This is a genomic window from Candidatus Polarisedimenticolia bacterium, assembly GCA_036004685.1.
Taxonomy (GTDB): domain Bacteria; phylum Acidobacteriota; class Polarisedimenticolia; order Gp22-AA2; family AA152; genus DASYRE01.
Window position 1 is genome coordinate 1 of sequence record DASYRE010000012.1, and the last position, 20,836, is coordinate 20,836.

The 20,836-nt window shown below is 68.0% G+C and carries 17 protein-coding genes; 7 read left to right on the forward strand and 10 right to left on the reverse strand.

The window, feature by feature from the left end; all coding sequences use genetic code 11:
• Positions 1-426: 426 nt before the first annotated feature.
• Both VGR67_03165 and VGR67_03170 read left to right on the forward strand, forming a co-directional pair.
• A complete protein-coding gene (locus VGR67_03165) occupies positions 427-1,755 on the forward strand; it encodes a DUF6600 domain-containing protein (protein HEV8335395.1) in 1,329 nt (442 codons plus the stop codon).
• Complete coding sequence (locus VGR67_03170; protein HEV8335396.1) at positions 1,755-2,276, forward strand: hypothetical protein; 522 nt, start codon at positions 1,755-1,757, stop codon at positions 2,274-2,276. Before VGR67_03165 ends, VGR67_03170 begins: the two co-directional genes overlap by 1 nt.
• 311 nt (positions 2,277-2,587) lie before the next feature.
• On the opposite strand, the gene arcC is transcribed toward VGR67_03170, so the two are convergent.
• Both arcC and VGR67_03180 read right to left on the reverse strand, forming a co-directional pair.
• Complete coding sequence (gene arcC / locus VGR67_03175; GenBank protein HEV8335397.1) at positions 2,588-3,517, reverse strand: carbamate kinase; 930 nt, start codon at positions 3,515-3,517, stop codon at positions 2,588-2,590.
• Between the two features lies 1 nt (position 3,518).
• The gene (locus VGR67_03180) at positions 3,519-4,904 is read right to left on the reverse strand and encodes an amino acid permease (GenBank protein HEV8335398.1); all 1,386 of its coding nucleotides are present in this window, start codon (positions 4,902-4,904) and stop codon (positions 3,519-3,521) included.
• 201 nt (positions 4,905-5,105) lie between these two features.
• Here VGR67_03180 and VGR67_03185 point away from each other — a divergent pair, with 201 nt between their 5' ends.
• Complete coding sequence (locus VGR67_03185; GenBank protein ID HEV8335399.1) at positions 5,106-5,627, forward strand: PDZ domain-containing protein; 522 nt, start codon at positions 5,106-5,108, stop codon at positions 5,625-5,627.
• Between the two features lie 187 nt (positions 5,628-5,814).
• Here the strand turns inward: VGR67_03185 and VGR67_03190 are convergent, their stop codons facing one another.
• Together VGR67_03190 and VGR67_03195 are read right to left on the reverse strand one after the other, a co-directional pair.
• Positions 5,815-7,167, reverse strand: a complete 1,353-nt coding sequence (locus VGR67_03190) for a citrate synthase (protein ID HEV8335400.1) — start codon at positions 7,165-7,167, stop codon at positions 5,815-5,817.
• Between the two features lie 157 nt (positions 7,168-7,324).
• Positions 7,325-8,266 (reverse strand): GGDEF domain-containing protein, encoded by a 942-nt coding sequence (locus tag VGR67_03195; GenBank protein ID HEV8335401.1) that lies wholly within the window; start codon positions 8,264-8,266, stop codon positions 7,325-7,327.
• Positions 8,267-8,457: 191 nt separating this feature from the next.
• Between VGR67_03195 and VGR67_03200 the strand changes: the two genes are divergently transcribed.
• Both VGR67_03200 and VGR67_03205 read left to right on the forward strand, forming a co-directional pair.
• Complete coding sequence (locus tag VGR67_03200) at positions 8,458-9,756, forward strand: amidohydrolase family protein (GenBank protein ID HEV8335402.1); 1,299 nt, start codon at positions 8,458-8,460, stop codon at positions 9,754-9,756.
• Between the two features lie 67 nt (positions 9,757-9,823).
• Entirely contained in the window at positions 9,824-10,033 is a 210-nt protein-coding gene (locus tag VGR67_03205) for a hypothetical protein (GenBank protein HEV8335403.1), read from the forward strand.
• A gap of 208 nt (positions 10,034-10,241) precedes the next feature.
• Here VGR67_03205 and VGR67_03210 read toward each other — a convergent pair whose 3' ends face one another.
• The 5 genes from VGR67_03210 to VGR67_03230 all read right to left on the reverse strand — a co-directional run bounded on the left by VGR67_03210 (position 10,242) and on the right by VGR67_03230 (position 16,178).
• Positions 10,242-11,771 carry a hypothetical protein gene (locus VGR67_03210; protein HEV8335404.1) on the reverse strand — a complete coding sequence of 510 codons (1,530 nt, stop codon included), beginning with the start codon at positions 11,769-11,771 and terminating at the stop codon, positions 10,242-10,244.
• Positions 11,768-12,754, reverse strand: a complete 987-nt coding sequence (locus VGR67_03215) for a potassium channel family protein (protein HEV8335405.1) — start codon at positions 12,752-12,754, stop codon at positions 11,768-11,770. Before VGR67_03215 ends, VGR67_03210 begins: the two co-directional genes overlap by 4 nt.
• A 36-nt stretch (positions 12,755-12,790) precedes the next feature.
• Complete coding sequence (locus VGR67_03220; protein HEV8335406.1) at positions 12,791-13,036, reverse strand: rhodanese-like domain-containing protein; 246 nt, start codon at positions 13,034-13,036, stop codon at positions 12,791-12,793.
• A complete protein-coding gene (locus VGR67_03225) occupies positions 13,033-14,769 on the reverse strand; it encodes a Zn-dependent hydrolase (GenBank protein HEV8335407.1) in 1,737 nt (578 codons plus the stop codon). Before VGR67_03225 ends, VGR67_03220 begins: the two co-directional genes overlap by 4 nt.
• 71 nt (positions 14,770-14,840) lie before the next feature.
• Positions 14,841-16,178 (reverse strand): SGNH/GDSL hydrolase family protein, encoded by a 1,338-nt coding sequence (locus tag VGR67_03230; GenBank protein HEV8335408.1) that lies wholly within the window; start codon positions 16,176-16,178, stop codon positions 14,841-14,843.
• Between the two features lie 457 nt (positions 16,179-16,635).
• On the opposite strand from VGR67_03230, the gene VGR67_03235 reads away from it, so the two are divergent.
• Positions 16,636-19,509: an AsmA family protein gene (locus VGR67_03235; GenBank protein ID HEV8335409.1), complete on the forward strand. Its 2,874-nt coding sequence runs from the start codon at positions 16,636-16,638 to the stop codon at positions 19,507-19,509.
• 29 nt (positions 19,510-19,538) lie between these two features.
• On the opposite strand, the gene VGR67_03240 is transcribed toward VGR67_03235, so the two are convergent.
• Positions 19,539-20,426: a patatin-like phospholipase family protein gene (locus VGR67_03240; GenBank protein HEV8335410.1), complete on the reverse strand. Its 888-nt coding sequence runs from the start codon at positions 20,424-20,426 to the stop codon at positions 19,539-19,541.
• Between the two features lie 140 nt (positions 20,427-20,566).
• Between VGR67_03240 and VGR67_03245 the strand changes: the two genes are divergently transcribed.
• The gene (locus tag VGR67_03245; protein HEV8335411.1) at positions 20,567-20,797 is read left to right on the forward strand and encodes a zinc ribbon domain-containing protein; all 231 of its coding nucleotides are present in this window, start codon (positions 20,567-20,569) and stop codon (positions 20,795-20,797) included.
• Positions 20,798-20,836 lie beyond the last annotated feature (39 nt).

Below are 20,836 nucleotides of genomic sequence, written 5' to 3' on the forward strand. Positions count from 1 at the left end.
CCGAGGTCGCCGAGGCGCCCGGATCGCAAGGCGCGCCAGAGCGTCGCGTACCCAAGGCGGTACGCAAGCGAGGCGCAACGCGGCGAGCCGGGATGGATCGGGGGCCGAATGTAACATGATTTTTGAGACGCGACACTAGCACCAGCCCCCCGCCCGCGACGATCGCCGGCCGCGCTTCTTCTCGACGATCCCGAGTCGTTTTCCGCCGGCCTCCCCGCCAGGCGGAAAGCCGACGCCGGGAAGCCGGTGGGGTGGGCTGATTCTAGACGTCGTCCCGGAAAGCCGGCGCGGCACGGAAAGCCGTCAGAAATCTGTCGCCGATCTTTCGTGATCCCGCTTCTTGCGACATCTATATTTCTCTGAGGTCGCCGCGCCCATCGCGGTGCTTGGCGGCGACCGAGTCGTTTCCTCGGAGGAAAGCAGACGATGAAAACCATGAGGGTTTCAAGCGTCCTGGCGATCCTGATCTTCTCCGCGCTGGCTTCCGCCTGCGTCACCGTGGCGCCGCAGCGCGTCGAGGTCCAGCCCGCGCCGCGGAGAGTCGCCGTCCCGATCGGGGCTGAAGAGCAGCCCTTCTACGACGATTTGTCTCTGTACGGCGAGTGGATCTACGTCTCCGGCCCCGGATGGGTCTGGTGTCCTTCAGAGACCGAGGCCGGGTGGCGTCCCTATCAGCTCGGCCATTGGGTGCTCACCGATTACGGCTGGACGTGGGCTTCGGACGAAGAATTCGGCTGGGCCGTCTACCACTACGGCCGCTGGCACAGCGACCCGGCTTACGGCTGGGTCTGGGTCCCGGGCACCGAGTGGGGACCGGCCTGGGTCGCCTGGCATCAGGGAGGAGACTGGATCGGCTGGGCGCCCCTTCCCTGGCAGGTGCGCTGGAGAGCCGGGATCGGGCTGGATTGGGGCAGCGTTCGGATCGACGTGGCGCTGGCTCCCTCGTCCTGGTATTTCGTCCGGACCCGCTATCTCGTCGATCCCGGGCTGCGCTTCCGGATCGCGTCCCCGGATCAGAACGTCACGTTGATTCGCCTGACGCAGCACGTGACGAATTACACCTACGTCGACAACCGCATCGTCGATCAGAGCATCCGCGCCGACTTCGTCGGCCGGGCGGTGGGGCGCCCGATCCGGCGTTACCCGCTGCGGGAAGCGGAATCTCCGGAAATGTCGTCCGGCGGCGGCGTGCGCGACGGCGAGTTCGTCGTCTACCGTCCGGGGATGGCGCGCGGCGGGCGCCCGCCGGGACGGAGCCTTCCCCCCGGGCAGGAGCGGCGGCGCTTCCCCGCCCCGGGCCGCCCGGAGCCGATCCAGGAAAATGCCTCCGCGCCCGCTGGCCGCTCCGCTGGGGAGGCGCGCGAGGCGGCGCGGACGGGCCGGGATCAGCGCCCTTCGCGTATCGATCGGGCGGCCCCCGGGCAGGAGCGCCGGGAACCAGGAGCTTCTTCGCCATCGACCGAGCCGGCGACGCCCCGAACGGCGCCGCGGGGCCGGGACGATGCGGGAGCCCGGCCGGGCGGAGGCCGTCCCGAGTCTCCGGGGAACCCGCCGGCACCGAGCTCGGCCGCTCCCCGGCCGAGCAAGCCCGAGAACGCCTCCGGCAAGTCCGAGCGCGGCCACGACCACCCGCAGCCCGGCAAGGGGCGCGGCAAGAAGCATGACCCGACGGGGAAATCGGGAAAACCGAAGCCGGCGGACGCCGGCGCGGCGCAGCCGGATCCGGAAAAGTCCGATTCCGAGAAGCCGGAGTGATGGCCGCGCGGAAGCTCCGCTGGGCGCTGCCCTGCGGCATCCTTCTCGGGGCCGGTTCCCTCCTCGCTCTGGACGTGCCGCAGAGCCGTCGCGAGTTCGTCGAGGCGGTCGCCAGCGGCGAGCACGCGGCGAAGATGGAGCGTTTCGTGTTCGAGCGCGATTTCGACCGGGTCTATGCGGACGTGGCCCGGCAATCGTCCGCCTGTCTCGACCCGGAGGTGAAGCGCTCCGGATTCGTCGGAGGGCAGATGGAGGTCAGCTCCTCGAGCTACCATCCGACCCTGAAGCGGCTCGCCGGCTCGGCGGCCGAATTCACGCTGCAGGTGGTCCACCGCCCCCGGGGGATTGGCGCCACCCCGCCACCCGGCGGGCTCTACGTGATGGCCGCCGATCTGAAGTCGCTCGGCAAGGGACGCACCGAGGTCGTCCTGTACCGCCCGACGATTGGGTTCAAGAAGATCGCCGAGAGCCTCAAGGAATGGGCGGCCGGAGAAGGCGACGACTGTCCCAAGCTGCGGTAGCCGGTGTCGCGTCTTCGGAAATAACGCCGGGCCTTCGGAGGGGCTAACGCGGGGCGGCGGCCAACGGACAGTTCACTACCGGCTGCGAGCGTGAGGGTGAAGTCGGGCTCCGCCACCCCAAGGACGCCGCGATCCGCGTCGGGCTGGTTCGTCGGCGTCACCTCGCGCCGCAATTCGGCGACGCCCATGAGCTTGATGGGGGCCGGGCGTGGCGGAGCTGCGCCGCCACCTGAGACGCGCGCCGGAAACCACGAGGGCCGCCGGAACACCGGCGGCCCTTCGTTTGGCAGCGCCTTCATGAGTCGGCGCGCTCAGCCCCAGATCACCTCGGCGACGTCCCGGGAGACCAGCGTCCCGGCCCGGCCCTCGAGAATCGCCGGGAGGCCGGTCAGGGCGCCGATGGCCGCCGTCTTCCCCGTCTGCTCGGCGAACTCGCAGGCCGCCTGCACTTTGGGTCCCATCGAGCCGGCGGCGAACCGGAGGCCACGCAGCGCCGCCGGCGAGATGCGGCGAATGGCCCGGGCGCGCGGCGTTCCCCAGTCGGCCTGGACCGCGTCGACGTCGGTCGCCATGATGAAAAAATCGGCCTCGAGATCGCGCGCCAGCAAGGCGCTGGCGCGGTCCTTGTCGATCACCACTTCCGCGCCGTGAAGCTTTCCGTCCTTGCCGTACATCGTCGGAATCCCTCCGCCCCCGGCGCAGATGACGATGGTCCCCTTCTCCATCAGCCAGCGCACCGGGCGGATTTCGAAGATCCTGCGGGGGAGCGGCGAAGGAACGACCCGGCGGAAGCGATCCCCGTCGGGCGCCATCGTCCATCCCTTCTCGTCGGCGAGGCGCTGCGCCTCCTCTTTCGTGTAGATTGGCCCGATCGGCTTGTCCGGGTTCCGGAACGCTGGATCGTCGGGATCGACCTCCACCATCGTCAGGATGGTGGCGAAAGGAACCTCGAAAGGCAGCAGGTTCCCCAGCTCCTGCTCGATCATGTAGCCGATGCTCCCTTCCGTCTGCGCGCCCAGGACGTCGAGAGGATAGGGATCGACCTCCTTGTAGGCGGAGGCCTGAAGCGCCATCAGGCCGACCTGGGGACCGTTGCCGTGGGAGATTACCAGCTGATGATTGCGGGCGAGTGGGGCGAGCGCCCGCGCCGCCGCCTGGACGTTGCTGCGCTGATTCTCGGCCGTCATCGGCTCTCCCCGGCGCAACAGCGCGTTGCCCCCCAGCGCCACCACGATCCGCACCTCAGCCTCTCCCGCCGGCGGACGGGCGCTCGCCGCGGGCGGCCGATTGCTGCCATCCCAGCAGGACGTAGATCGGCAATCCGGCCACCAGCAGCAGGAACCCGTAGAGCACGGTCCGCGCCCCCGAGCCGTAGATGGCCCACGCCGAGTAGGCGAAGGCGGCGAGGGCGATCACGACGGACCCGGCCAGGCGCTCGGAGCGGAAGCGCGACCGGTCGCGCACGTAGATCATCAGCTCCGCCATGGCGCAGAAGACGTAGGGAATCAGCGTCGCCAGGGTGGCGAGCAGGATGACGAAATCGAACAACTCGACGAGGCTTTGGGATCCGGAGTAGTTCAGCGCCAGCATCGCCGTGACGAAGAGGCTCGAGACGACGAGCCCGAAGGCGGGCACGCCCGCTTTCGAGAGCCTCCCGAACTGGGACGGGAAAAGACCGTCGCGCGCCGCCGCCATCGGGATCCGTCCCTGCAGCAGGATCCATCCGTTCAGGGCGCCGAAGCAGGACACCACGGCGCCGAACCCCACGAAATAGTAAGCCCAGTCCCCCCACAGCGCCCGGGCGGCGTCGGCGAACGGGGCCCCCGACTTGGCGAGGGCTTCGGGGGGGAGGATTCCCATGACCGCTACCGTCCCGAGGATGTAGACCACCGCGACGATCAAGGTGCCGGCCACCGTGGCCCGGGGGATCGTCCTGGCCGGGGCCGTCACCTCCTCCGCGGGGATGGTCGCCGATTCGAGCCCGAGGAACGACCACAGGGTGAGCGCGGCGACCGCGGAGACGGCGGAGAAGCCGGAAAGCCCGCTTCGATTGAAGGGAACGAAATGCGCGGGATTCATTCCGAACAGTCCGAACACGGCGAGGGCGGCGAGCGGGACGATCTTGAGGACAGTCGTCGCGACCTGCACCCATCCGGCCGTCCGGACCCCGCGGCAATTCACCCAGGTAAGGAGCCAGACCGCGGCGATCGCCACCAGGCAGGCCACGAGCGTGACGCCGCTCATCGCCGGCACGAAGACCCGGAGATAGCTGACCATCGCCACGGAGATGGCGGCGTTGCCCGCCAAGATCGACGTCCAATATCCCCACGCGACCCAGAAGCCGGGGAAGTCCCCGAATCCCGCCCGCGTGTAGGCGTAGGGGCCTCCGGCCTTCGGCACGAGCGCCGCCAGGCGCGCGAAGACCAGGGCCAGGCAGATGGCGCCCAGCGTGGTGAAGCCCCATCCGAGAAGGGAGATCCCTCCGTAGGGGGAAAGCGAGGTCGGAAGAAGGAAGATGCCGGAGCCGATCATGTTCCCCACGACCAGCGAGGTGCAGGCCACGAAGCCGAGCGATCGGCTGCCTGGCGGCGGGCCACCGTGCAGCGAAGGACGCGGGTCGGAGGTCATCGGGAAAGCCTCGAAAGACCTTAACCCTACGACGAAGCCCTCCGGTTGAGCAAATCGCCTGCGGCTCGCACGCCGCACCGGCGCCGGGATCGCGGGCCGGCTTTTTGCTCGGGACCGCCCCGACCCCCTATAATCATGGCCCGTTCGTCCTCAAACCGTCCGGCCAGCGATCGATCGGCCGGCCCCCTGCGGAGGTGTCCATTGCATTGGAATCGAATCCTGGGAGCGCTGTCGCTCGCCCTTGCGCTCGTCGTCGCCAGCGGCGCATCGTATGCGGGAGGCAAGGAATGCCATGCCGGCGAGAAGGCCGAGAACGCTGCGGACAAGTCGGGGCATGAGTGCGGCATGAAAGCCGAGGAATGCGCCCAGTCGATGAAGAAGGACGCCAAGACCCACGGGTGGCTCGGCATCGGGCTGGACATGGGGGACACGGATCAGCTCACGGTCAGCAAGGTGTGGGCCGGCAGTCCGGCCGAGAAGGCGGGCTTTCAGGTGGGCGATCAGGTCGTGTCGATCAACGGCGTGGAGGCCAACGGCGACAACCAGGAGAAGATTCACGGCATGCAGCGCGACGCCAAGATCGGCGACAAGACGACCTGGGTGGTCGCGCGGGGGACGGAGCAGGTGACGCTGGAGGCGACGCTCGCGAAGATCTCCGACGAGGCCCTCGCCGAGAGCATCGATCATCACATGAAGGGGGAGCACAAGATCGTCAAGAACTGACGATCGAACGAAGCCGCCGATCGCCCGATCGGCGGCCTTCGGACCTAAAGCCCGAGTATTCATGAAGGTCCGTAGCGAGAACGTGGAGATGGCTGCCATCACGGGAGCCCGCAGGGTCCGCGACCCGAGGACGCCCGTCAGGGGGCCCGATCCGCGGTCGCAGTAGGAGCTTTGTGAATAATTCGGGTTAGTCGGGGCGGTAGCGCGCCGCCTTCCAGCTCCCCGCGGGCTCGCGGCGCTCCATCGGCACGTAGTCGCGGCGGACGGCGCCCAGGTAGATCTGCCTCGGGCGCGAGATCTTCTGCTCCGGGTCCCGCATCATCTCCTCCCACTGCGCCATCCACCCCGCGGTCCGCGCGATGGCGAAGAGGACGGGGAACATGTCCATCGGGAAGCCCATGCTCTGATAGATCAGCCCGGAGTAGAAGTCAACGTTCGGGTAGAGCTTCCGGGACACGAAGTACTCGTCCTCCAGGGCGATCCTCTCCAGCTCCAGCGCGATCTCGAGCAGCGGGTTCGAGCCCATCTCCGCGAAGACCTGATCGGCCATCTGCTTGATGATCTTCGCCCGCGGATCGTAGTTCTTGTAGACGCGGTGGCCGAAGCCCATGAGCCGCCGCTCCCCCGCCTTGACCCGCTTGATGAACTCCGGCACCCGGCCCTTGCCGCCGATCTCCCGGAGCATGCGGATCACCATTTCGTTCGCCCCCCCGTGCAGCGGTCCGTAGAGCGCGGCGGTCGCCGCGGCCACTGCGGAGTAGGGATCGACCTGGGAGGACCCGACGCTGCGCATGGCGTTCGCCGAGCAGTTCTGCTCGTGATCGGCGTGCAGGATGAAGAGGACGTCCAGCGCCCGCTCCAGGACCGGCTTGGGCCGGTACTTCAGCTCCGTCAGCTTGAACATCATGTTGAGGAAGTTGCCCGTGTACGACAGCTCGTTGTCGGGATAGGCGTACGGCCGGCCGATGCTGTAGCGGTAGGCGAACGCGGCCAGCGTCGGCGTCTTCGCGATCAGCCGCACCGACTGCCACCGCCGCGACTGGGGATCGGTGATGTTCTTGGCGTCGGGATAGAACGTGGAGAGCGCTCCGACGGTGGACACCAGCATCCCCATGGGATGGGCGTCGTGCCAGAAGCCCTCCATGAACTTCTTGATGTTCTCGTGGAGCAGGGTGTGCGTCGTGATGTTCTTGACCCAGGCGCTGTAGTCCTGCTTCGCGGGCAGCTCGCCGTGGAGGATCAGGTAGGCGACCTCCAGGTAGCTGCTCTTCTCCGCCAGCTGCTCGATCGGATAGCCGCGGTAGTTGAGGACTCCCCGCTCGCCGTCGATGTAGGTGACGGCGCTCTTGCAGCTGGCGGTGTTGGTGAACGCCGGATCGTAGGTCATCAGGCCGAAATCCTCGGGCGAGGTCCGGATCTGGCGGAGATCGAGCGCCCGGATCGCGCCGTGCTCGATCGGGATCTCGTACGTCTTCCCCGTCCGATTGTCGGTGACGGTCAGCGTGTCCTTCGGGTCTTTCGCCGGAGTCTCTTTCGGCATGACGGTCGGCGTTTCCTTAGGCATCCTCAGATTCCCATGGCAGGCAGAATGTTCGGCTGGTCCGAGAGTGCCGGAGTTTACAACAGCGCTCAGCCACCGACAAGCGCGTCGAGGCCGTTTCAAGCCGGGAAGACGCGGCTTCCGAGCACGGGACGGTTCACGCCGGGCAGACGCGGTTCCGGCCCGTCTCCTTGGCGCGGTACAGGGCGCGGTCCGCCGCGGCGATGAGGGATACGAGCGTCGCGCCATCCTTCGGGAATTCCGAGACCCCGATGCTGATCGTGACGCGCAGGACCTGGGCGGAGTCTTGGACGGAGTCGCCGGCCGCGTCGGCCGCCCGCCGGAAAGGATGCCCTTCGATCGAGGCGCGGATGCGCTCGGCGGCGCTGGCGGCGCCGTCCGCCCCGATTTCCGCCAGATAGGCCACGAACTCCTCGCCGCCGTAACGTGCCGAGACGTCGGTGCTGCGGAAGCCCAGCCGGATCAGCCGCCCCACTTCCGCCAGGACGCTGCTCCCCGTGAGGTGCCCGTGCGTGTCGTTGACGTTCTTGAAGCGGTCCAGGTCCATCATCAGGACCGCCATCGGCAGGGAGAAGCGCGCGCAACGCTTCAGCTCGCCTTCGGCGGCCGTCATCAGCGACTCCTTGGTCAAGAGCCCGGTGAGCTGGTCGAAGGCGATCCGGTTTCGGATCTCGCGGTGGAAGCGGGCGTCCAGCGCGTCCTGGAGAACGAACTTCAGGACGGTGTCCCCCATCCGCACCTTGTCCCCTTCCCGAAGCTCCCTCCGGGAGACTGGCTCTCCGTTTACCGTGGTGCCGTTGGTGCTCCCCAGGTCGCTGAGGAAGACGTGCAGGGCGCCCCCATCGCCTTCACGCACGACCGACAGCCGCGCGTGACACCGTGAGATGCGGTCGTCCGGGACGCGCAGATCGGCCGCTTCCTCGCGCCCCAGGACCGATTCGCGGCGGCGCAGGCGGTAGAGCCGGCCGATTTCCCGTCCCTGGATGACCACCAGGCCGGCGTGCCCCCGGTCGAGCTTCGGCGACACGACCGGACGCGGGAGGCTGACGGTCTCGTCCCCGACCCGTTGTTTAGCCAATATCACCTCCGAGGGAAACTTAAGGTCACGCCAGAGACTTCACAAGGCGGGAGTCGAACCATTCGCAAGGCTGTGACCGTTTCCTCGGCAAGCCGAAGACTGATCCTCCGCAAAACGAGGCCCGGCCGGTGGTAGAATCGGCCGCTCAGAATCTTCCCTTACGGAATCGTATTCGACCCGGAGGGTCCCGGATGCGCCGACTTCCCTGCGCCGCCCTGCTGTGCCTCGCCCTGTCTGCCCCCGCCCTGTCTGCCCCCGCCCTCACCGAGGAGCCGCCGGGTAAAGCGACCATCCTGCTCTGCGCTCGCGTCTTCGACGGGACCTCCTCCTCGCTCTCCGGTCCGACCGAGATCCTGGTCAGCGGCGGGAAGATCATCTGGATCTCGAAGTCGGTGGGCCGCCCGCTGGGCGCCGACGTCGTGAACCTCGATGGCCACACCTGCCTTCCCGGCTTCATCGACACGCACGCCCACCTGATGTTCGAGCCGGGAGACATGGACGCGCAGATGGTGACCCGCTCCTCCGCCATGAAGACGCTGCACGGCTTCGCCAACGCCCGCGCCATGCTGCACGCCGGCTTCACCAGCGTGCGCGTCCCGGGAGACGAGGACCTCGCCTGGGGCGCCGCCGACCTGAAGCGCGCGGTGGCCAGCGGCCTGGTCGAAGGACCGCGCATGTTCGTCGCCTCGCACGCCCTGTCGGCCACCGGCGGACACGGCGATTGGTCCCACTTCGACCCCGCGCTCGGCATCGAAGGCGCGGCGATCGCCGACGGCCCCGACGAGATCCGCAAGGCGGTGCGCCGCGAATTCCGCAACGGCTCCGATTGGATCAAGATCATGGCTACGGGAGGCTTCCTCTCTGCCGGCGACGAGCCGGGCACCGCTACCTATTCCGAAGCGGAACTGCGGGCGGCGGCCGAGGAGGCCGAAGCGCTCGGCCACCACGTCTGCGCCCACGCCCACGGCGCCGAGGGGATCAAGCGCGCCGTGCGCGCCGGCATCCGCTCGATCGAGCACGGCACTTTCGTGGACGACGAAGGGCTCAAGCTGATGGAGCAGAAGGGAGCCTGGCTCGTCCCTACCTGGAGCGTCGTCGACTTCCTCCTCGAGCACGGTCACGAGCAAGGCCTCCCCGCCTACGCCCTGGAGAAGCTGGAGCGCTACCGTCCGCGCCTGCTCGAGCGCCGCGCCGCCGTGGCCCGCAGCCGCGTGCGCCTCGCCTACGGCACCGACGTCGGCGCCTATCCTCACGCCGAGGCTTGGCGCGAGTTCGTCTCCCTCGTCCATTCCGGCATCACGCCCCTGCGCGCCCTGCGCGCCGCCACGCTCGAAGCCGCCGCTTTGCTGGACCGGAGCGACCTCGGCGCCCTGGTACAAGGCAAAACCGCGGACATCGTCGCCCTGCCGGGTGACCCGCTGCGTGACATCCAGGTCGTCTCCTCGGTGGATTTTGTGATGAAGGAAGGGAAGATCGTGAGGAGGCCTTGACACGTCGAGCTGGCCGCGAACTTTCGGCAGCCTCGACGACTCACCGGCCATCACGAAGGAGGAGGAAATGCGCTACGTCACGTTGATTGCTCGAGTCCTGTTCGGACTCGTGTTCACGGTGTTCGGGCTCAATGGGGTCCTGATGTCGCTCTTTGGCAAAGGATTCATGCCGATGCCGAAGGAGATGCCGGAGGCGGCCGCCTCTTTCTTTCAGGCCATGATGAACACCCGATCTTCTTGCCCTTGCTTGGCGGCGTGCAATTCGTCGCTGGCCTGATGGTTCTGACGGGGGTTCCTCACACCGCTGGGTCTAATTCTCCTGGCGCCCATCGTCGTCAACATTTTCTTCTACCATCACTTCGTCGATGCGACCGGCCTGGTAATTGCCTACGTAGTCCTCGCGCTGGAGATCTTTCTAGCCTACGCTTACGGACCTTCCTTCCGCGGAGTCCTCGATCCTCGCGCGAAGCCCCGTTGGTGATGCACTAAGGGCGCGTCCGGAACAGGAAAACTTCCCGGTTCGCCGGCGTCATCGGTTCCCTACCGTAATCCCTTCTTCGCGTGATCACGAATTCCGCTAGCTCGGCAGGTGCCTCGTACTCCCCCGCCAGAAAATAGCGGAGGGCCTTGCCTTCACCGGCGAACTCGTCCGGCTCCGCGCCAAGCAGCACCTTGCGTCCCGGTCCGAGGGCGGCGCGGATGGCCGCGAAATCGACGCTCCGCGTGTTGAACGGGCGGGCGAGATTCGCTTTCTCGGCGCGCAGCGCAACGCAGGACCAGGCGAAGAGGACGAGCGCAGCGGGGAGGACGACCCAGGTCGGCCAGCCGGAGGTCCGATCGAGCAACGCGTAATAGAAGACGAGGGCGAAGCCGACGTAGAAGAAGCTCTGGTACTCGTGGAAGGCGCTGAAGTTCTTCAGGGGGATCGTCCAGAAGAAGCCGGAAAGAAGGACGGTGCCGAGGACGACGCGATTCCCGCGCACACGCATGAACCGCCATACCAGAAGCGCTGCTCCGGCCAGGGCCGCGGCGAGAACGAGGAAAGGCCGGGCGTCGGCGGCGTTGCCGAGCTTGGAGACGGCGTCGTGCATGGCGCCTGCGGGCAGGGACGCCTTCATGACGCGGCGGGCCTGCTTGGTGAGGAAACGGGTCCAGCGGATCTCGGAAGCCTCGGCGGCGCCGGCTTCCTCCGACGCGACCCCGGTGCGGAAGAGGATAGAGCGGACCGAAGGCAGGCTCGTAAGATTCCCGCCCAGAACGCGCCATTCGTTGAGAAGATTGAAGGCGAGAAGGAGGGCACCGAAGAGCAGCGCCGCCCCCAGCGCCCGGGTCGGCTCCCTGCGGATCAGGCCGCGAAGCGTGGAACTTGCTCCTCCGCTCGCCCTCCGCACGCTCCCCACGAAATCCACCACCCACCAGGCGGCGAGCGCGCCGAAGGCCTGCCATCCGAAGCCGACGCCGATTGCGACTCCGGCATAGAGAATCCCCCTCGCGCCGTCCCTCTCGTAACGCGCGATGCCGAGCAGGATGAGGAGGAAGCCGAACAGGGCGGGTATGTCGTTGTAGATCATGTCGCCGTAGTACTGCAAGTAGTAAGAAGAGAAAGCCAGGATCGCCACGGCAGCGGCGAGGAGCGGCCGTCCCGAGATCTCGACCATCAGCAGATACGAAACGACCATCGCCCCACCGAGCAAGAGGATCATCAGCAACCGCGCTGCGGCGATCTCGCAGAGTACGTCGCCGCCGCACGGCAGCATCGCCGCGCGGATCAGCAGGAAAGCGGGGATGGGCAGGCGGTTGTGGGGGTCGAGCTGTACGCGGCCGGCGGCGTCGAGATGGGCGCGCGAGAACATCAGGAAGCCGTGGGTGGGGCCGAGGTTCTTGGCGAGCGCCAGGGCGAGAGTGCTGTTGTAGCCGTGATGTCCGGGAAGAAAGCCGGGATCGCGGACTCGCAAGGTGAAGAGAAGCGCGAGGGCGGCGCCCACGGCAAGGCCCGCGGCGAGGCGCTGCTTCACGTGATCTGGCGCGCCAGATCCTGGATGCGGTCCATCCAGGCCTTCATGTCGGGAGCGTATTCGCGCGGGACGCAATCTCCGCAGACCTCTCCGGCCAGCCTGGAGACGGTGTCGAGGGTCCTCCCGAGCGTCGGCGAACGCTGCCGCGCCCCTTCCACGCAAGCGACGACCTCGGTCATCTCGCGCATCGTCGCGGCCAGGCCGGCCAGGATCGACTCCAGCACGTCCTCGTCGGGAAGCTGCTGGGGGCGGTACAGGAGGTCGTGGATGTCGCGCAGCTCGCCGGCGAAGACGGTGGCGGCGCTCTCCACGCGCACCAGGATCCGATCGGGCCTTTCCTGCCGCACGGCGCAGAGCGCCGAGATGGCGTGGAGATCGGCCAGGAGAAAGTGGAGGTTGGTCCGAATCCGATCCAGCCGGTCCTCGAATCCGAGACGGTGCAGCTCCTCGGTGAGCTTCTCCTGCCGGCGGGAGACCATCTTCGAGATGACCGCGCCCCACAGAAGCAGTCCGACTCCGCCTTCCAGGATAGCCAGCCAGCGGAGGCTGCCGACTGGGGTGAGGTCGCCGTAGCCGATGGATAGGGCGGTCACGAAGCTGAAGTAGGTGGCGCTGAGCAGGTCGGCGAACCCCGACCCCAGGGGACGGGCGGCGCTCCGTATTCCGTCGCCGCGCAGCGCCGTCCAAAGCCAGTAGATCGCCCCCATGCCCACGACCATCGCGAGCCAGATCGAAAGCAGCCGGGCGATCGACCATTCGGCGATGCGATCGAGCAGCCAGGAGGCGCGGCCCGGTCGTGCCGGGGCGGGACGGGAGACCGGCGGCGCTGCGCGCGCGCCCCCTTCGCGCTGGGACGCATCCCGCTGGGCGGGCAACAGCGCGGCGACGGGGGGTAGCGGCGCCTCTCCCCTCTCGACTTTCTCGCCGTGATCCTTCCAGTCCTGCAAACCGCCCGCATAGTCCCGCACGTTCTCGTAGCCCATCTCGCGCAGCAGACCGACGGCCTGTTTGGCGAGGGGTCACGTGAAGCTGCCGCAGTAGACGATGATCTCCTGCTTGCGATCGGGAAGGATCTCCGGCGATTTCTCGCGCAGCTCGGCCACGGGCAGGCTGAGCGCCCCGGGAATGTGGCCGGATTGGTACGAGGCCTCGGGCAGGACATCCACGATCGCCAGGCCTTTCTCGCCCTGGCGCCGGTGGACTTCTTCCCAACTCACCTCTTCGCTGCTGCGCACCACCTCGGTCGGCATCGGCTCGGTCCTCACCAGGCGTTCTTGTAGATGGGCTCGATCTCGATCGGGACGTTGCGCAGACGGTCCAGGTCCTTCTGTAGATCCTCAGGGACGCTGCCGTATTTGGCGAAGAGAGCCCCGGCGGCGCTGCGGTCGCCGGCGCGCTCGATTTCCAGCGCCTTCTCGGCCAAAGCGCGGATCGAGTCGCGCATCTTGGGGGTCACGACCGACCAGCGGCCGGTGGCCGCGTCGCGGCGGATGGCGCCGCGCTCGCGCCCGAAGTTGAGCTCCACCATGCCCGCACGGCCGTGCGCTTCACTGGCCCCGAAGCGTACGGAGCGGAAGATGCCGCCGAGGTAGGAGGCGTAATGCTCCTCTTCGGAGTCGGCGGGCATGACGCCGTGGTCGAAGAACCAGGCCATCGACACCAGTCCCGCCACTGTCGCCTTCATCTCCTCCAGCGGAGAGTAGAGGTCCCCGATGCGCTCGTTCACCGGCACCTTCTCGCCGGTGCCGCGCACGTAGCGTGGCCCCAGGGCGTGCGAGATCTCGTGCATCAGGACGTCCTCGAAGACGCCGCGAGGGGTAACCTTCACCGCCTGCTCATGCACCAGCAGCTCGCGGCTGATGGGCAGGATGACCTGGTTGACGCGGGCGTCCATGACGTTCTTCCAGAAGATCTTCTTGCTCCCCTTCGCTTCGTGCACCCGGGGGTCGTTCGGCAGGTTGGTGGCCACGGCCTGGTAGCCGTAGTTGAGGTCGCCGCCGCGATAGATGTCGCGCACCACCACCATCGGCGAAGAGAGGGTCCCGACCTTTCGGCGGTCCTGCTCCGGGTACGGCAGGTTGTCCTCCAGCTCCTGCAGGTGGGACACGTACGTCTTCAGGCGATCGCTTTCGACGGCGTCGCGCACGGCGACCGACGCTTCGTAGGTCGCCTTCACCCCCATCAGTCGGTCGTCGTAGACCTCGAAGGGGCCAAAGACCAGCTCGTAGGGCGTGTCCCGCAGATCGATCCAATCGCAGTCGCTGGCGAAGAAATCGTCGCTGCGCAGCGCCTTGGCGCGCGAGCGCAGGTAGCGGGTAAAGGAGGCGTTCTGCGAGAGCGCCGCCGCCGCTTCCAGCTCGCGCGCGGCCGGCTCGATCCACTGCGCGTAGGCGACGTGGTAGGGCACGGTCACCAGCTTCTTCCCTGCGCGGCGCACGAGGGTGTGGGGGGAGAGCAGGCGCTCCTTCTCCTCCGGATGCGCGGCGAAGTAGGCGTCCAGCTCCTCCTTGGTGAGGTCCTCCGGATAGAAGCCGGCTCCGGGCGGGGCGGGACGGCTGCCGGTGAAGGACTTGAACTCGTCGAAGCGATCGAAGGGACCGGCGTTGAGCAGGACGAGGCGGTACAGCGCCTGAGATTCGGGATCCTTGGCGCGCGCCAGGCGGTCGCGGATCTCCACGGCCTTGGGATCGGACTGCCGCCAGAAGATGGCGTCGATCTGCTTGCCGGCGGCGATCAGGTGCTTGAGGAGCTGCTTGTCCTTGGCGGGGAGGGGCCGGGCATCGAAGCTCATCTCCGCCTTCGCGTAGCGGTCGAGCATGGCCTGCAGCTTCCGGGGCACGTTCTTGCCCTCAGCGACGTTCTTGCTCTCCGGCATGTTCTTGCTCTCGGGCACGTTCTCGCTCCCGCCGGGGCCTCCCGGCTTTCCCGCCGCCCACGCCAGGTCCGCAGCGAGAAGAACGATCGCGACGAAGGCAAGACTCCTACCTTGCGTGCTCACGGTTTCCTCCCCGGTGCTTGTCCCTCTCGGTCGACAAGGATAGCTTCCGGTATCCATGGGGGTCAATGAGGTCAACGCCCACCTGCGTCAAGGGCCTGCAGGACATGCTCGGCGGCGAGAGAATAGCCCCTGGGTGTGAAATGGCCGCCGTTGGGCGCGTAGAGCTCGTCCACCGGCGCTTCCCCGATGGGTCCCGTCAGGTCGATCAGCGGAATCCCCAGCTCGCGCAGGATGGTGAGGATCTTCACCCGCACCTCGTCGTTGAGGCGGCGCAGATCGCCGCTGAGGTAGCGTCCCGAGGCGGGCAGGTACACGAAGTAAATGCGACCGTCCCAGGTTCGGGCGGCGTCGCGGGCGGTCAGCAGGATGCGCCGGAACAGGGGGTAGTCGACCCCGGCGAAGCTCTCTGGGTGCTTCCACACCGCCAGTCCGAGGGAGGCGCGCAGCGTGCGCAGGCGCAGGGCTCCTTGCCAGCGATCCTCCGCCTGCCTTTCCAGGAACCTCTGCTCCGCCTCGAGGTATTTCTCTTCGACGCGGCGCTTGAGGAAGGAGTCGATCTCGGCCTGGCGCGACAGGAGGTTCTGACGGAAGCCGGCCTCGAGGTAGCGCGCGAGCATCCGGTCGCTGAGGTCACGAGGGAGATCGTCGGTGAGGTCGTTTCCTTCGTAATAGAACCAGAGGATGCGCCGCGGCTGGAGGAGGGTGAGGTATTCCAGCACGTTGGCCAGATCGGTCAGCGGTCCGTTGCCCGACATTCCCAGGTTCAGCGTGGCGGGATATTTCTTGCGGATCAGCGCCACCATGTTCTGCTCGGAAGGGACGCAGCGCCCCTGCGCGTAGGAATCGCCTACCGCCGCGACTTCGAGCGCCGGGGAGGACCACAGCCCGGGTGGGTTGTGGAAGCCGTGCTCGTCGCTGCGATAGACGAGGTAGCTGCCGATCTCGTTGCAGGAGACGGTCACGACGTTGGAGATCCCGCCCAGCGGCAGGAAAGTCGGGTCGTGGCTGCCGAAGAGCAGCTCCGGCGCCATGGCGGGCCAAGCGTCGACCCCTCTGCGGCGCAGGTCGCGGAGGACCTCGATCTTAGTGCGAGGGTCGTATTTCATCCCCAGGCTGCGTGCGATGCGCTTCATGCGCCATACCGGCAGCTCGCGCAGGTACCACTCGGCCGCGTAGACGGCCAGGGCGAGGGACAGACAGGTCACCGCCAGAGCGATTCGGCCATCGATCGGCAGCCTCAGGGCGAGGAGGAAGACGGCGGCGAGGAGGAGTGGTCCTGCGGCGAGAGCGACGGCGCGGAGGGTGAGACCGCCGTGGCCCATCGCGGAGCCCACGGCGAAGACGGTGGCGGCCGCCGAGATCGACGCTCCGGCCAGAAGGACCGCATTCGCGAACCGGCGACCGCTCATAGGCGCCGGGAAGGATAACAAAAAAAATGGGCGGCAGGGCCCATTCCCCGCCGCCCGCAGCTCGTCGTACGCTGGCTGTCAGCTCCACGTACGGTCAGCCGGACCAGGTTGATAAGTGGCCGTCAGCCCTTGAACCTGTCGTGTCCGCGCCCTTCCCTTAGTGCAAGACGCGCACCGCCCGGAGCCGCGCCGGCGGCGTGCGGCGCAACGCCTTTCCCGGCGGGCCTTTCCGGGCCTCCGCCGGAAAACGGCGCGCAACGCTCCGGGAGCGGCCTCTGTGCGGAATCCCGACAGCGCCTTCGGCGGGCCGGAGCCAACTGCGGATGAATCGAAGACTTGCGGCGTGGCGGTGTTTCGCACAGCGGGTGTCCGGGCGCGCGCCGCGGCGTCTCCCGGGGTAGCCTCACCGGCGCCGCGGAGTTTAAATATAATGGGGTTGGATGGAAGGAGAGACGTCATGACTTCCCGGACCCGTCGCCTCCTTTGGATCGCAGCCGCCGTGGTCGGCCTGCTGGTCGTCGTCGCGCTCGCCGCTCCCCTCCTCGTCGACATCAACCGCTATCACGACCCGATCGAAGCGCAGGCGAAGAGGATGCTCGGCCGCGAAGTTTCGCTGGGGCGGATGAGCCTGCGGCTGTTGCCGATTCCGGGCGTGGGCGTCCGCCCGGTGCGCATCGCCTCGGATCGGCCCGGGGATCCGCCCTTCTTCCAGGCGGAGTCGTTCTCGGCGCGCGCCCGCATCTTGCCGCTGCTGCGCGGGCGCTTGGAGATCGCCTCGCTTTCTGCCTCGCGACCCGAGCTGAACCTGCACCGCTATCCCGACGGCCGCTTCAACCTCCCGTCGCCCACGCCCGCGCCGGCCGGGCCGGCGCAGGTCCCCCCGCCCTCCGGCGCAGGAGGCACCAGCACGTTCACGCTGGCGCGGCTGCGCATCCGCAACGCCCGGGTGCGCTTCGTCGACGAGAAGGTGATTCCCGGAAAGACGGTCACGACGGTCCTGGAAGAGGTGGACATGGCGCTGAACGGCTACGCGCCCGGCCGGCCGTTCGGCATCGACCTGGCCGCCGACCTTCCTCCGGCCAACTCCGGATCGCTGAAGCTCTCGGGGATCGTGGCGCTGCCGGTCGGCGGGACGGCATCTTCGGGCGTGACCGACCTCTCGGTCGAAGCGGACGACTTCCAGCCTGCCGCGTTCACTCCTTATTTCCAGTCGTTCCTCGGCATCAGCCCGCCGCTGGGGAGGGTCTCCGCGAAGATCCAGACGCGGGCCCGCCTGCGGGCGGGGCCGAGCGGGAAATGGGAGCTGGACAGCGACGGCTTCCTGCGCGGCACGGTTGCGCTGCGCGAGGTGGCTCTGAGCGGCGCGCCGGCGGGACGCGGGCGGAGAGGGAACCTCGACCTCACGATCGACACGGCGCTCACCGACGGCGGGCGGCGGATCGCCTTCAAGAAGCTGGAGGCCGCGACGGGCAAGAGCCGTCTGTCGGCCGGCGGCAACGTTTTCCTGTCCGACGCCGGCAGCCAGATCGACGTGACGGTGCGTCCGTCCCGGATCATGGCGGAGGATCTCGAGACGGTGGCCGCGGTCCTGGGAGCACCCTTCCCCACCGGTGTCTCTTCCAAGTCCCCCATCGCCTTCAAGGGGAGCGCTTCGGGGCCGCTGGCCCGACCCGATCGGATGAACTTCCGCGGCGAGATTGAGATGTCAGGGGTGCGCTATGCCGATCCGTCGTTCGGCAAGCCGATCGAAGACGCGGCCGGCCGGCTCGCCTTCGCCGATGGCGCGCTGCGCGTGGATCGCTTCTCGGCGCGCGTCGGGGAAACGAGGATGGCGGGGAATCTGTCGGTGAAGGATTTCCGCACTCCGCAGCTCACGCTCGCCCTCTCCTCGCGAAAGGCCAACCTGGACGATCTCCTCGCACTGATGACTCCCAGCCAGAAGACGGCCGCGCAGGCGCCTTCGCGGACGCCGGGCGGCGACGTCATGCAACGCACGCGCGGCACGGGAACGATCCGCATCGACGAGGGGTCGTTCGGGACGTTCCGCTTCTCGCGCTTCGCCGGTGATCTGCGGCTCGACGGCAAGGTCGTCACCTTCGACCCGGTCACCTTCCAGCTCTACGGCGGGACCTACAAGGGGCTGCTCTCCGCCGACCTGCGCGGCGCTGTGCCCCGGTATTCGTACAACAGCAGCCTCGCCGGGGTCGATAGCCAGAGGTTCCTGGCGGACAACTTCGGCGTCAAGGACCTCCTGGCCGGGGCGCTCACCGCCAACCTGACGCTTTCGGGAGCCGGAAGCGACGTCGACCGCATCCTGAACTCGATGCAGGGCGAAGGCAGCCTGCGGATCGATCGCGGCTGGATCGGACGGATCAACGTGCTGGGCGGGCTCGCCAAGGTGTCGAATCTGCTCGGCGAGGCGACGCTCGCCAAGGTGAGCGGCGAAGTGGCCAAGAACCGCACCGACTTCTCCGTCCTCACCGCCGGCGTGCGCGTCGCCAACGGGCGGCTGTCGACGCAGGACCTGAAGGTGACGAGCCGCGACCTGGGCGTGGAGGGGAAGGGATCGCTTAATCTGGCCGGGATGCTCGACTTCGACCTGAAGGTGCTCTTCTCCCCCGACCTCACCGCCACGCTGCTGCGCGAAGGCAGCCGCGCCCGGTATCTCGAGCGCGAAGGGGATCGCATCGCGCTGCCGCTGACCATCCGCGGGCCGGTGGCGGCGCCGACCTACGGCGTGGACGTGCAGTCGATCACGCGCGCCGCGGCCCAGGGCGAAGTGCTGGAGAAGCTGTCCAAGAGAAAGTCGCCGCTCGGCGAGCTGGCGGGCGCCATCCTCGGGCGCAAGGGCGTCCCGAATCCGGGCGCACCCGCGCCGGGCGCGACTCCAGGTACGGTTCCGGGGACGACGGCTCCGGGCTCGACGGCTCCCGAAGGAGGGACGGCGGCGGTGCCTCCCGCCACCGCCGGGCCGCTTGCCGCTTCGCCCGATGGCGCGATGAAGATCAACTCCACCAAGTACGAAGGCTCGCTCCTGCTTCCGGACCTGACGCTGCGCGGAGAGTTCAGCGGGACGGGTCTGGCGGGCGCCGACGTGAAGGTTGAAGGGAAGGGAGAGCGAGCGGTCTTCGAGCGCGCCGACGCCTTCAAGGAGATCGCGGCCTACTACGCCGCCCACGACCGCGCCCAGCCGGCGCGCATCCCCTTCAAGCTCAAGATCGACGGCAAGCGGCTGATCGGGGCCGGGGATCTCAACGTTAGCATCACCCTGCGCCGGGCCGACGGGACCGCCTCGACGATGACCTTCCCCGTCGCCGGCCGCGGCCTCTGAAGGAGCAGCCGCTCCCGCGTATTGAAGCGTCAGCTCCCCACCGCGTGCAGGGAGCCCAGCGCCGCCCGGATCCTCGGCAGCGCCGCCTCGCTCGCCTCCTCGCCCCGGGCGATGATCTCCTCCATGGTGTGGAAATTGAAGAAGGAGTGGACGTGGTCGAACACGGGGTGGATGCCGACGATCGCCCCCTTGTGCGTGTAGCGGTGCAGGTCGTCGTGGGCGCGAATGAGGTTGCTGGCCGAGACGCGCACGATCTGATTGAGGAGGCGCAGCGGGCTGTCGAGCGGAGTGTCCAGCGACGAGCCGAACGACATCGCCAGGATCACGTGCGACCCTTCGGCGCTGGCGATGTCGCACGGCAGCGGGTTCGTCATCCCGCCGTCCACCAGCAACGACTCCCCCCAGCGCACCGGCCTCATATAGATCGGCAGCGAGACGCTGGCCCGCACGGCGCGGGACAGGCTGCCCTCGCGCAAGACCACCGAGCGCCCCGTCCGGATGTCGGTCGCCACAATCCGCAGCGGAATCCGCGTGTCGGCGAAAGTCTTCCCCGGAAACATCGCGTCGAGGTTCCTCAGGATTCGCTTCCCCTTGATGAAGCCGAACTTCTCGATCGGCCTCGACCGCGGGCGCAGCAGCGCCGCCAGGAGACCGAAGTAGTCGAAATCGCGGAAGATCTCCGGCTTCCAGTAGCTCCAGAGGAAGCCCTCGATCTTCTCCAGATCGTCGGGGTAGAGGGCGTAGGCGGTGGCGAAGACGGCGCCGCCGCTGCTGGCGGCGATCAGGTCGACGCCGATCTTCTCCCGCGTCAGCATACGGAAGAGGCCCAGCGTGGCGATGCACTTGATGCCGCCGGAGCCCAGCACCAGCGCCACTCTCGGCGGCTTGGCGCGCGGTCCTTCATGGGATCCGTCCATGCGTCGCTCCGGGCGGCGCCCGGGGCGGCGCCGGCGCGGGATTATAGCCCCCGCGCCGGATTCGGAACAACCCCACACGTTGCAACGAGCCGCCGCGCGGCGCTAGAATGATTTCAAAACATCCGCCAGCGAGGTCTGCGATGCCTCTCTTCGAATACCGTTGCCAGGAGTGCGGCGAGCGCTTCGAGAAGGTCGTCTTCGATCGCCGCCGCACCGTCACCTGTAAGAAGTGCCACAGCCCGCGGGTCCAGAAGCTCATCTCGGTGTTCGCCGTCGCCGGCGGCTCCCGGCGCGAGACGGCGGCGCTGGAGTCGGGCCCCTGCACCAGCTGCGGCGCCCCGCAGCGCGGCACCTGCGGCTTCGACGACTGAAGCCTCTTCTCGCCGGCCCCTTCCCGGGCCCGGCGCGGT